The organism is Rhodococcus sp. APC 3903 (assembly GCF_030407755.1).
Lineage (GTDB): Bacteria > Actinomycetota > Actinomycetes > Mycobacteriales > Mycobacteriaceae > Rhodococcus_F > Rhodococcus_F erythropolis.
Genome location: NZ_JASDCV010000033.1, coordinates 16,933 through 29,242, shown reverse-complemented (window position 1 = coordinate 29,242; position 12,310 = coordinate 16,933). Strand labels below are relative to the sequence as shown.

Genomic DNA, 12,310 nt, shown 5'->3' with positions numbered 1-12,310 from the left:
GTCGACGGCGGCACTGACGGGGGAAGTGAGTATTCGTCGAAACATGGTGGTTACTACCAACTTTCGGATTTACGTGTTGTCCGTCGGTATCTCGACGACGGTGGTCAATGTGACGGCGTAACCGGGCCGCGGCCTGCCCGTCAACGATGTTCCCGTTACTCGAGCGGGGATGACGGTGTGTGAATGGCCTTGTACTGCAACGAATCGGTGTTTTGTTTCGAGGTCGGCGACCAGGTCGTGCATCTTCTGTACGGCGCTTTGCAATGCAGCGGACGGCTCACCGACTTCGGTGGCGGTGCTGTAGAGGAAGATATGTGTCATCTACAGGCCTCTGTTCGCGGCGATCAGTCCACGGTTCACTTCGCGTAGTGCTTCGAGTTCGACGCGGAGGGAATGTATTTCGGAATCCGGGGCGCACGGTTGCGGTTTCACGGCGTCCGCGCCTTCCCGCTGCCGTAGCCATGCCCGCACGGTGGAGGTGTGGATACCGGTATCGGCGGAGACACGCTCGATGGTCGCCCACAGAGACGGATACTGAGGGCGCAGCTTGTCGACCAAAATTACTGTGGCACTGCGCACCTCTGCTCCATAGCGGTTGCCGCGGGTGCTGCGTTTGCCGCTCATGCCGCATTGTCCTTCGCTGTCTGTGCCGCGTATCCGGCGTCGGTGGCGTCGACGAACCGACTGTCGGTGTCGTGCCACTGGTATTTCAGTTCCGTGGGGGTCAGGACGGTCTCGAAACGGTGCCCCGGAATGCGTTCGGTGCCCTGTTTGAGCAGGAAAAACCCTCGGCCTGGGGGTGGTCCTGGCTTTTCGAGTTGGGCGTCGTAGCCGGCTGGGGACGACAGCGCGGAGACCCATGCCTTGTCTGCGCGGGTGAACGGAATGATGGAGTCGAGTTTGTCCATCTCGTCCGAGGTCAGGGCTCCCACGATCAACGCTCCGGCGCGTTCGATGAAGCCCTTGGCTTTCATGATGTCGAAGTCCATCTCGAGCGATTCGAGGTCCTTGACGGTGTGGGTGATCATCACCAGCGCCGTTCCGACGGTGCGGGTCAGGCGGGTGAGGGCGTCGACGCGGCTGACCATTCCGGGGCCGGCGAGGACTCGCCAGAATTCGTCGAGCACCGCCAGGAAGAGCAACCGGTCGCGAAGTCCGCAATCGGCGAGGACGTGTGCGGCTTCGATGGCGCCGAATCCGTCCTCCCAGCATGCGGCCATCACCGCAGCTTCGAGCTTGGTGTCACCGTGGCTGAGCGCTGAAATGTCCACGCACACACCGGTCGGTCGATCCTCGCCGGTGAAGTCGATCGGGGTGGTCGTCTGCTGGGAGAACACCTCACCGAGATCGCCGTCGAGCAGCGCGGACAATGTCTCGAGGAGGGATTCGACCTTGGCGAGGTACTTGTCCTTGTCGCGGGTGTACGCCTTGCGCATCAACTCTTCCGGCGGGTTCTCGATCAACGTGAGCAGATCCGAGATCAGCGGCGGGTTGTCGTATCCGAAACGGGGGTCCTTTTCGAGTAGGCGCAGCGCCGCGGTGATGATGTTGCGTTCGGCCTGTGTCAGCGCTGTTCCTCGCTCGATTTCGCACAGTGACTGCATCACTCGCTTGCGGCGTTGGTGAACCTGTTTGATCACTTTCTTCTGCAAGTCGGGGAAGTCCGCGAGCAGCGGAATCACCGACCCGAGAGCTCCGATCGCGAGCGGGTTGAGGTACCCCTCGCCGTGTCCCAGGCGCACGATCTTGCCGCGATCGCCGCAGATGATTTCGATTTCCTTGGTGAAGTCGGGTTTGGTGTCGGCGAACACGAACGGGATGTGACCTTGGGCGATGCCGCCGCTGACGAGTTTGCGGCCCACCGTGGACTTGCCGTTACTGGGGAGGGCGAGCATGAACACGCTGGGGGTGTTCTGTCGGCGTGAACGGTAGGTGGCGGTGATCGGGTCGTAGTGGAACGAGATGCCGTCGGGATCTTTCCCGAGTGGGGTTCCGACCATTGGATAGGTGCTGCCTACGACCCACGGGGAGAGCCCACATGCCTGTACGCTGGTGCCGCGGAACTCCGGCGGCTTGGGTACGACGCCCATCTTGCCGCCGCCGTGGCCGGCGAAACCGCGGTCGGTGAGTTTGGGGGCGCGGCGCCATTTCGGTTCGGTTCGGGAAGGGTCGCGTGCGAGTTCGGCGGCTTTCGCTGCTGCCTTCTCGTCTGCGATGCGTTGTTTTTCCTCTGCCTGGCGGCGTTTGCGTGCCGCTGCCATCGGATCGCGTAGGGAAGCATTCTGCTTCTTGCGTCCGGGTTCGTACGTGCCGGTCAGGTCTGCGATCCGGCGGCGCAACATCAAACTCATCGTTTTCTCCTGTCGGTGGTGGTCGGCCGGTTCAGGCCTGCAAGGTTTTCGCCGTCGTTGCGTGGTCTTGGAGATAGACCCCGACTCCGACGCCCGAGAGAAATGCCGCTGCCTGGTATCGCCATGCGGGCCGTACTTTCGTCGAGCACCCGGCGACCAGGGATTCGATCGTGTCGGCCTGAATGTCGAGCTGGGCTTCGGTACTTGCCGACGCGGTGACGATCAGCGAGACCGCTGTCGCGCCGGCACCGTTGCCGACCTCGACGCGAGTACGGTCTGCTGCCTTGACCTTGAGGTCTGCGCGGACCGACCCGATACCGCGTTGGGCATTGCGTTCACCGACTGCGTAGACGTAGCCGCTCTCGACTGCGTTCACGGCGTCGGCCGGGGACATCGGCCGGTGAATCAGTGTCACGCGCTTGCGCGGGACGTCGCCGTGACCTTCGAGAAGTGCTTTGAGAATCCGTTCGTTGCGGGCACCGGACGGGGGTGCGTTCATCACCCAGGTCCGCGAGGCCGCGCCTTCGTGGAAGTAGGTGTTTTTGGTTTCCTCGGCCGTCATCGGGCCGGCATCGAGCCAGTCGACGTACATCTCTCCGCTGCGCAGTGACGATTCCACCTCGGCTTCGACAACCGGGCGGGGATCGTATGCGCGGCGCACGACTGCGGAGATTTCGTGATCGGACATCGGGACAGCGGTCACGCGGAATGTGCCGAGGTTCGCGCAGATCGACGGAAGACGTTCTGCTAGATCGGCAATCATCGCCATCGGATCCTTGCGTTTGGCTTCCGTGTTCGCGGTGAAGGTGAGCGCCATGTGGGTGTGCAACTGGATTCCGTGACGTACGCCGGTGCCCGATTCGCGGACCACCGCTTGTGCGAGTTCAGAGGTGCCGGGTTTGCACAGTCGCGTGATTTCCGCGTCTTGCCGCGCGCCTGTCTCTGGGAGGGTTTCGATGATGGTGGCGATCGCTTCGATGTCCGGCGTCTGTCCGCTGAGGTTGATGAACTCACCCCAGTTGGCGACGTCGAGGTCGACCTGACCCTGTTCGACACCCTTGTATCCGGGCACAGAGCAACGCAGCCTGATCGTGTACTGATGCAGTTTCGGTAGATGACTCATTCCGAATCGTCGGCCCAGTTTGTCGATTCCCCACCACATTTCGATCGGAGCGCCGATTCCCGGGACTCGGGTTCGGCCTCCGGGCGCGTTCGAGAGAGAACCAGCGCGCAGGATGTGCTGGCCGCGCCGACGCTGCTTGCTCCACCCGGTGAGTTCAGTGGCGAATTCGTACCCTGACTTACCGCCGATGCGTGCAGCGAGCGGCGCCCAGGTCAGCACCACTACGCCGAGGATCACCGCTCCGGAGATGAAGAACCCGGCGAGCAGTGCAACGATGCCGGCCACGATGCCCGAGGCGAAGACGTAGAACATTTTCTTCGACACACCGAACAGGTACGTCGAGGGGGCTTCGTGAAGACCGCCGTAGGTGTTGGGGCGGGCCGGTGCTTCGGTGCTCATAGCTGCTCCTCGAGGATGGAATCAATGAGGTCAAACGGTGCGGTGCGGTGTGCGCTCATCCGGACCGCCCACCTTGTGGCTCGTCCGGAACGTCCGCTTCCCCACTTGCTCCGGAGGCGCTGTCGCCGATCGTCGATGCGACGGCGCCCATAGCGCTGCCGATCCGGTCGGAGACTTCCTGCCCGACGGCGACGGCCGCACCGACCGGACCAGCGGCCGCGGCCGCGCCGGAAGCTGCGCCGCCGGATGCTGCTCCGGACGGGCCGCTCGCGGTCGCTGCTCCGGACGGACCGCTCGCTGCGGCTTCTGTGCCGCCGCCCGAGGGCGCCGGTGAACTCGATCCCGATGAGGGGGTGCTGGAGCCGGTCGGTTCCGTACTCGGGCCGCCTTGAACGCTCGACGACGAGGAGGACCCGGAATCCTGTTCAGCCGAGGAGGACATCGACTTGATCATCGAAGCGCCCATACTCGCGCCGGTGGCGGCGAGCATTCCGCCCAGCACCGCGCCGCCGTTGCCGCCGGCCATCGAACCCATCGCAGGAACGATCAGTCTCGCCAACGCCGGCATCGTCAGGCACGAGAGTGTCAGCAGGATCATTCCGGCGAAGACACCTTGCGCGTCGGTAGCACCGGCGGCCGAGAGGAAAGCGATCCCGTACACGCTGGAGGCGACGAACGGGAACAGTGCGAACACCACCGCCCAATTTCGTAGCTTGGTCCAGGCCTGCATTCCGGCGCTGCCGATTCCTGATGCGGCGGCCGCGATCGGTGCCCATCCGAGGACGAGGCGCAGCATCGCGATCTGCATCATGATGAACACCGCTTGCACGGCGGTTCCGACGATGCCCAAGATCGCGAAGACGAAGATCAAGCCAGGACCCAGGAGAGGGCCGACTTCGGCGACGGCGAGGAGTTTGTTCGCCGCTTCGTCGATGTTCTCTCCGACCATCGCTTGAACCAGCCACACACCCGCTGCTCGGGAGAGTTCGTCACCGGCGAGGATGAGCGGAACCAGAGTCCAGGACGCGAACACTGTGCGGGTCAACATCATTGCCGTTTCTTCGGCATGTTGCTGTGCCAGACGTGATTTGGCCCAGGCGAGTTTGAGGGCGGAGATCCCGACCGAGATCATGAACGCCGCTATCTGGAAGATTCGTAAGAATTGGTGCACTTGCCAGACGGTGTTCTCGGTGTCACTGTTTCCGACGGCGCCGGTGACCGAGTTGGTCATCCACCACGTCAGCATGAAGGTGATGCCCTTTTTCCAGCCGTCGAGGAACACTTCGGCGGCTTTGCCGACGCCCGATTTCCACATCCCGTCGGCGAACTCGCCGGCCGCGTCCTGTGGATTGGCCACAGCGGTGCCCAAGTCGCAGAACCGTTCGAGGAACCCACCGACGACCGGTACGGAATCACCGACGTCGCGGCAACCGGCATACATGTCGTCGTCGGCCGGCGGTTGCGTGGTGTCCGACGTGCCCGGATCATCTGCCGGGGGCTGGGCATGCCCGAGTGCGACCGGCCCGAAGACCAGTACGGCCAGGAGCAGAGCCGCGATCGCAGCCAGACGCTTCACCATTGGGTCCACCCCGTCAGCGAAGTGATCGTCTGCGGCGGAAGCTGGGTGGAAGGGCGACGGATCTTCCAATCGCCGTCCTGCCAGACGACCTCGAAGCGAGTGGTGAACCAGGAGCCCGGAGTCTTGTCGCGGGCCGCGACCTCCACGACTGCGAACGAGTTGTCAGCGCTCCAACCGGAAATCTTGAATGCCGCCGGGATGTACTGAGGGGGCAGCTGGCTCCAGTCGATCCACTTCTTCGGCGCCCACGACGCCTTGTTCCCCCGTGTCGAGGGTTCGATCTGGTTGTCGAAGACCTCATCGAGTGATTCCTGGTCGATGACCGTCCGCATGCTGATCTGCCAGGCAGCGAGCGCAGCGCCCTGAGGGGTGCGAGCGAAACCCGTGGCCAATGGGCCATCTACTCGAGTGGGACCGTCGGAGGTCGAGAACGGCAGGATGAACGGACCGACTTGCTGCCACATCAACCCCTCCGGAGCGGGGACCGGGTCACCTTCCTTGAACGAGGGGCGATCTGCCGGCGACTGCGGCAACGCCTGACCACGCGGGTTGACGGGGTTGGCGATCACGCGGCCGAACAGATCCGCAGACGGAACGCCGAATGCAATGCCGCTGTCGGGTTTTGCGGGTGCCGTCGCGGGCGGCTGGGTGGCAGTGGGGGCGCCGGCGCCGGCGGAATCGTCGTCGCGGGTGACGGCGATGAACACGGCCACGGCCACGACCACCGCGAGAAGCGCGCAGAACACGGCAGCGGCAATCCCGGTCGTGCGGCTGGTCGCCAACCACTCGCCGGTGCGGCGAAGGCGCGATCCTTCTGCGGTCTCGCGGGGTTCGGTGCGGTTACTCACGGGTGGCTCCTGAAAAGTCGGGGGAAGATCAGTCGGCGTAGGAGAAGGCGGTGTATCCGTCGAGCGAGGTCAACGGCACTGGATCGGTGGGCGCAGCTTCGGAGGTCTCGGGCTGCGGATCAGGGAGAGTGATCTTCCAATCGCCGTTTTGCCAGATCAGCGAGGTCGGCGACGCAGACAGCGCAGCGTCCGGCATCCGTGTGGCCAGCCACACCACGGCTTGGTCTGGGCTGTAGTCCTCGATGCGGAATCCGGCGAACTGGGCTGTCTGAGCAGGATCGGCTTCGGTGGTGATGGAGGTCATCACCCGCGCCACGGCGTACGCGTCGCGGCCCCGGCCAGGGGCGGTCAGCAGTTGTGCGGTCTGCGCCCAGGTCTCGTCCGGTGCGAGTGCGAGACGGCTCTGGCCCTGAATGGCGGCCATCACCACCCCTTGGGGTGTTCGGCTGTATCCGAACGGGATCTTCGCCGAAACGCTCGTCGGTCCGTCGACAGCGGAGACAGGGACAGCGACACCGCGGTAGCTCTCCCACTGCACCTGCTGCGGCGCTGCGCTGGTGTCGACCGCCGCGCCGGTGCCGGTTCCGGGGTCCTCCTGCGACGATCCGCACGCGGTGGCCACCGACAGCGCGAGAGCTGCGGCGACGAGGGCGCCGACGAGGCGGTAACGGTGAATTGCCATGATTTCCTTCTTTTTTCGCAAAGTGAGTAGTGGAATCGAGACGGGCTAGATGAGGAGCCATCCCGCCCACGTGATTGCGGAGGCGGTGACGATGGCGCCGATGGCGATCGAGATCAACCGCCGGATTCCGGGGCCGGTGACTTCGCCGTCGTCGAAGCGGTGCGCGACTTCGACACCGGCGCGCATCGCGGCGACGATCAGACCGGCTGCGACGAACCACAGGAACACCCCGAGCATCTGCCCGAGCGGGACCAGGACGTCTTCGCCGGGCATCTTGATGCCGCCGCCTGCGGCCAGTATCGAAGTACTCACTCCATGAACCAGGTGACGTACGAGGCGGCGGAGGACGTGATGATCGCGCCGACGGCGACACCGACCACCATCATCTTTTCGCCGCGTCCAGCGGTGCCGTCGGCGAACGACTGGGCGAACTTGACGCCGGCCATCATTCCCAGTCCGATCAGGAAAGCTGTTGCCGCCCACAGGCCGACGCCGAGCAGGACCTGAAACTTGTCGCCTGACGGCGGAGTGGTCATCTGAACGTCGATCACGTCCCCGCCCTGTCCAGGCGAGGGGAAGGGCGCGGGCTGCTGAGCAAGGATGTAGGTGTTGATGGTGTGGAGTGCGTTCATGAGAAAGTGCCTTTCGAGTTATGTTGCGGAAGAACTGATTTCCTTCACCCGAGCTGCTGCTGCGACTCGGATCTGGTCGTGGAGAGCGATCACCGGGGCGACGGGGTATCTCGTCGGGTCACGCGCCGCTTTCTTGTCGGCCGGCAACGTCGAGGACGGAGACCACTCGGGAAGTTCGCGAGGAGGCATGACCCGCCAGGGCTCGAGCCACGGCACGTCCCAGCAGTGACCGGCCAGCGAGCGCGCCAGCGACTCGACGACGGCCAGACGGTTCCGGACCGGCTTGGACAGTGGGCGATCACTGTCGGCGACGGACACGACGCCGAGGATGTGTGTTCCTTCCGGCGTGCCACCGGCGGCGTGTTGCAGAAGCAGTGAATGAGCACGCTCTACGCCGTGCATCGTCGTGCGAAAAACGAGCACCACCAGCGGTGAGTCCGCGCCCGGTAGGTCACCGATGTATCCGGGCCAGCCGCGCCGGCAGTCCCCCGCGTACGCGAGGGAACGCGTCAGCGAGGAGACTCCGGCACCTCCGGTAGCTCCGAGAAACCAGACAAGCGGCCGGGCCGGGGTCAGAGCCTCACGTTCGATCGGGCCTTCCCAGATCGGAGCGGATTCATCGGTCCCGGGCATCACAGCCCCCGCGATGCGTGGACCGCTCGGCATCGGAGCACCGCGACGCGGAACATCGGCATATGCGCTGGTCATCGGACCATCACCGCGCTCACGCGCCACACACCGAGCTTGGTGGCGGTCATGTACGCCGCGAACGGAACCCGATCAATCTCCCGGCCGCCGGCATCGACGGCGGTCACCGTCACGGCCACGACTCGCGAGACCTTCGCAGGCTTGTCCTCGGGGTGATTGTCGGCAGTCACCGTCGCCGTGGCCGTGGCTACCGCGCTGCGCTCACGCCAGGACTCCCATTGGCGACCGGTGATCGGTGCCAAAGCAATGAAGGACGACGCGTTGTCGGTGTAGTACCGCTCGTCGAGCAACGGTGCTGCCCGGTTCGCTGCGTCGATCTGGTTGGTGTCCGCCCCGGGGGTGTACGAGAACAGAGCTTGCGCGGCCGCGACCATCACGGCTTCCGGATCGCTTTGATCGACCGAGGAAAACGGTTCCGGCAGAGTGGGATCGGCGGGAACAGTCAATGATTGAGTGGGGCCGCCCTCATCCATCGGGTGGTCGTGGTCATCGCTGCGGCCGCATCCGACAAGTGCGAGAACAGCGAAGGTCATGGCTGCGAACGCGGTCAACCTCATCGGTCTGCGGTCAGTCCGGTTTGTCATCGTGCCTCCTGCGGTTGCGGTTGTGATGCGCCGAAGCGGCGGACGTGCATTTGTTCTCCCGACATCCCCGACAGCGGAGCGATGGTGACGGTCTGGCCTTCGGTCGGAGCGTGAAGCAACATCTCTTCGCCGTTCTCGAGGCCGTAGTAGATGCCGACGTGGTGCGTGTTCGAGGCGGGGCCGAAGAAGATCAGGTCGCCGGGTTGTTTCTGGTCGATGGGGACTTCTGCGCCGCGTGAGTCGTAGAGCTGTCCGGGATCTGCGGTCGACCCGGTGAAGTGCGGCAGGCTGATTCGTCCGCCGGATGCCTGGTAGACCGCGTACAGCGTCAGACCTGAGCAGTCGAATCCGCCGCCGGTGGGGCCGTTCGTGTCGCCACCGCCCCAGACGTACGGGGTACCGATCCAGCGCGAGGCAGCCAGGATGATGGCTCGTCCGAACTCGCTGGCCGGACCCTCGCCGCCGCCGCTACCGGGTGCGGGCTGCTGATCGTTGCAGGCAGCGCTTCCGCCGTCGGCGACGGCGATGGCTCCACCAGCGGCGATGGATGCGAGGTCGGCTTCGGACATGTTCGCCCCGGCGCCCTTGAACTTGGCCGCCAACGTGGTGGCGATGGGCTCGTCGTCGGCGTACGCGTCCGGGTACAGCGATCCTTGAACGTTCTGTGCTGCGACGGTGATCGGTAGCGATTCCCACCCGCTCTGCTTGGCCAGCGCTTCGTAGAATTTGCGTGATGCAGTGGCAGAGTTCATCAGTTCTTCGAGCGTTCCCCACCACGGGTACTGCTGCTGGAACTGATTGACGGAGCCGTGATCTCGTCCGACAGCATCGTGTGGGAAGTCCAGGGATCGGCTCACGTCTTTCTGCTCGGGTTTGAGGCGAGGATCGGTGCCGTCGTTGGCGTACATACGGAAACCGGATTCCTGGCTTGCGGTTGCGAGCGCGACGACGACACCGCGATCTGGAATGCCCATGACTTCACCGACCGCGACGATCTGCTTCGCGATCGCCAACTGTCGGCCGTCCAAACCTCCGAACCCGGAACCTTCATCACCCGCATCGCCCGAGCCCGGGGAAGTCGGTGCGGGCGCAGCGGGAGCCTCGCCGGGCTCGGCGGCCTTGTCGATCCACGGTTGCGGATCCACCGCGGTACCGGCGCCGTCGGGTAGACGACCCCCGTCCCACACCTCGAAATGAAGGTGCGGCCCGGTCGAGCCGCCGGCATTGCCGATCGCCCCGATCTGCTGACCGCCGCGGACCTGCTCTCCGGCGCGGACCATCACACCGTCGTCGAACATGTGCCCGTAGACGCTGCTGTATACGTGGCCCTCGATTTCGTGATCGACGATGATCCAGTTCCCGAAGCCGTCAGCGGGACCGGCTTCACGAACGCGGCCGTCGGTGAACGCGTAGATCGGGGTACCGACAGGACCCGCACGGTCGAGTCCCTTGTGTTCGGTGCCCCATCGCGGACCGAACGGAGAGGTGTCCGTTGTTTCGGACGACTTGGTGGGCTTGACCAGCGAACCGGCAGCGGCGACCTGGCCGCCCCCGTTTTCGACGGGAGCGCACTCTTCGTCCTCGGAAACGAGAACGACCACCACGGCCATGATCATCAGAAGGAACGCGACGGCTGCGGCACCGACAACGACGATGGCACCGCCGACGCCTCCGCTGCTGCTGTCATCTGACACGAGATGGTCCCTTCGGTTGGAGTGGGACGTCAGTGCGTCCCGGGGTTTGCTGGGCGGCGGCGCAGCAGAGGAGTTCCGTGCGCCGCCGACCGATCACTGCGCGGGCGGTGCGGCGGCAGGCGCCTGGGTGGGAGTCGGGATCTGGGCAGGCGCGAACGCGCCGCCCGGCCCGACGATTTCGGGAGAAACCGCCGAGGTCGTGGCGAACACCGAGCTGGTCAGCGGCGTCGACGACGAGGGGGCCGCAGAGGGCGTCCCGCTCGGACGAGTCGTCGGCGAGGCTGTTTTCGTGGTGCTCGCCCCGGCCGACGTGGATCCGGACGAGAGTTCTTTCGCGAGGGTGGAGAACCACTCGACGGTGAACTTCGCCGGGGTCTGTCCCTGTCCTCCCACGGGAATCGAGTCGTAGGTGCCGTGGTTGCGGGCCGTGTCCCAGTACTTGACCTGCGTTGCCATCTTCAGCAGGTCCTTGTTGTCGGAAATGCCGCGCTGGACTTCGTTGTAGATGTACTTCTGGATTTGGGTGCCGGTGGACGGCGGGAACAAACTCATTGCCGCGTCCCCGACTTTCGCTGCCAAGATGCCCAGTGCAGCAGGGGGATTGGCCATGCCGACGGTGGCGAGGGTGCCGATCGTGTCCAGTGTGAGGACTTTCTTCGCGACCGCGATGCCCGCTTGCAATCCCATGACACCGGTTTTGATGACTGCCCGGATGACATCGGCGTCCGCGTCCGGAGTGGCGGAGCGCGGATCGGAATTCGTGGACAGGCGCCCGAGGATGGTCTTTCCGGACGACTGCACGGTGAACCGGCCGCCCGAGAAGTTGATGTCGTCGTTGACGACGTCGGCGGCGGTACGAATTGTCGCCCCACCCAATGCGCCCGCGAGGTCGACCAGAGTTTTCTGCGGATCCTGCTGCTCGAGGTGCAGCTGCCCAGCGATATTGGTGACCGTGCGGGCCAGCGTCGCATCTTGTGGTGTCGCGCATGCGAGGTCGCCGTCGGTGCAGAACGAAGCGACACGGCCGGCAACAGAGCCGTACCCGGACGAGGCGGCGTAGTTCGGGGCTATGCCGCCGCCGTCAGCAGGGGTCGGGGTGGTCACCGTCAGATCCGACAAGGCAGAGGTGGCAACGCCCTTGGGCGGTGTCGGTGAACTCTGCCCGGACGAGCCGCCGGGGAAGGTACTGGCACCTTGCGGGCGATTCGGGGACGAGAACAATGCACCGGCGGCGAGTTTGTCCGCTGTGATCGGGCCTTTGCCGCTGCCGATATTGCGGATGACGGTGTCCGCTATCTGCGCGCCTTGCGAATATCCGGTCACCGCGATCATCGACGAGGGGCACCGATCGGCGTAATCGGAGATCGCTTGGCTGGTCTTGTCGACCCCCTCGGTCATCGACTGCTCGTACGTCGCTCCCCGCCAACCGAAGTCGGCGGCGTACGGGACGAGCATCCGTGAGACCTCACCGGCAGCGGACTGGAGCAAGGGCACCATCACCGACATGCCGAGGAAGCCGCTGTCGATGGTGGGGTCGGCATTCGGCGCGGACTGGTTGGTCCCCTGAACACCGAAGACTCCCAAAGCGGTGCAGGGCATCGGTGCGGAGTCGCCTGAGGTGGGTGTGGCGTTCGCCAGACTGGTTCCTGCCAGTGCGAGGACGACCGTGGCCGTCACCGCTGTGGTGATCCCTCTCGCATATCTCATGCG

General features: G+C 64.8%; 13 protein-coding genes. All 13 read right to left on the bottom strand.

From position 1 onward, the window contains the following. Positions 1-69: 69 nt before the first annotated feature. Positions 70-321: a hypothetical protein gene (locus QMA15_RS29515; RefSeq protein ID WP_290287998.1), complete on the bottom strand. Its 252-nt coding sequence runs from the start codon at positions 319-321 to the stop codon at positions 70-72. Further along, positions 322-624 carry a hypothetical protein gene (locus QMA15_RS29510; RefSeq protein ID WP_020971508.1) on the bottom strand — a complete coding sequence of 101 codons (303 nt, stop codon included), beginning with the start codon at positions 622-624 and terminating at the stop codon, positions 322-324. Further along, positions 621-2,351: a hypothetical protein gene (locus tag QMA15_RS29505; RefSeq protein ID WP_019750039.1), complete on the bottom strand. Its 1,731-nt coding sequence runs from the start codon at positions 2,349-2,351 to the stop codon at positions 621-623. The genes QMA15_RS29510 and QMA15_RS29505 overlap by 4 nt, the downstream gene beginning before the upstream one ends. Before the next feature lie 31 nt (positions 2,352-2,382). Next, complete coding sequence (locus QMA15_RS29500) at positions 2,383-3,873, bottom strand: SCO6880 family protein (RefSeq protein ID WP_019750040.1); 1,491 nt, start codon at positions 3,871-3,873, stop codon at positions 2,383-2,385. Between the two features lie 55 nt (positions 3,874-3,928). Next, positions 3,929-5,452, bottom strand: a complete 1,524-nt coding sequence (locus QMA15_RS29495; RefSeq protein WP_290287990.1) for a hypothetical protein — start codon at positions 5,450-5,452, stop codon at positions 3,929-3,931. Further along, positions 5,446-6,300 carry a hypothetical protein gene (locus QMA15_RS29490; RefSeq protein WP_290287987.1) on the bottom strand — a complete coding sequence of 285 codons (855 nt, stop codon included), beginning with the start codon at positions 6,298-6,300 and terminating at the stop codon, positions 5,446-5,448. The genes QMA15_RS29495 and QMA15_RS29490 overlap by 7 nt, the downstream gene beginning before the upstream one ends. Positions 6,301-6,328: 28 nt before the next feature. Next, a complete protein-coding gene (locus tag QMA15_RS29485) occupies positions 6,329-6,982 on the bottom strand; it encodes a hypothetical protein (protein WP_290287984.1) in 654 nt (217 codons plus the stop codon). Positions 6,983-7,027: 45 nt separating this feature from the next. Then, a complete protein-coding gene (locus QMA15_RS29480; RefSeq protein WP_019750044.1) occupies positions 7,028-7,294 on the bottom strand; it encodes a hypothetical protein in 267 nt (88 codons plus the stop codon). Continuing rightward, entirely contained in the window at positions 7,291-7,614 is a 324-nt protein-coding gene (locus QMA15_RS29475) for a hypothetical protein (RefSeq protein ID WP_065353072.1), read from the bottom strand. The genes QMA15_RS29480 and QMA15_RS29475 overlap by 4 nt, the downstream gene beginning before the upstream one ends. Positions 7,615-7,632: 18 nt before the next feature. Next, complete coding sequence (locus tag QMA15_RS29470; RefSeq protein ID WP_290287975.1) at positions 7,633-8,322, bottom strand: hypothetical protein; 690 nt, start codon at positions 8,320-8,322, stop codon at positions 7,633-7,635. After that, positions 8,319-8,906 (bottom strand): hypothetical protein, encoded by a 588-nt coding sequence (locus tag QMA15_RS29465; protein ID WP_290287973.1) that lies wholly within the window; start codon positions 8,904-8,906, stop codon positions 8,319-8,321. The genes QMA15_RS29470 and QMA15_RS29465 overlap by 4 nt, the downstream gene beginning before the upstream one ends. Continuing rightward, a complete protein-coding gene (locus QMA15_RS29460) occupies positions 8,903-10,600 on the bottom strand; it encodes a peptidoglycan DD-metalloendopeptidase family protein (protein ID WP_290287970.1) in 1,698 nt (565 codons plus the stop codon). The genes QMA15_RS29465 and QMA15_RS29460 overlap by 4 nt, the downstream gene beginning before the upstream one ends. A gap of 93 nt (positions 10,601-10,693) precedes the next feature. Further along, a complete protein-coding gene (locus tag QMA15_RS29455) occupies positions 10,694-12,307 on the bottom strand; it encodes a cutinase family protein (protein WP_290287966.1) in 1,614 nt (537 codons plus the stop codon). Positions 12,308-12,310 lie beyond the last annotated feature (3 nt).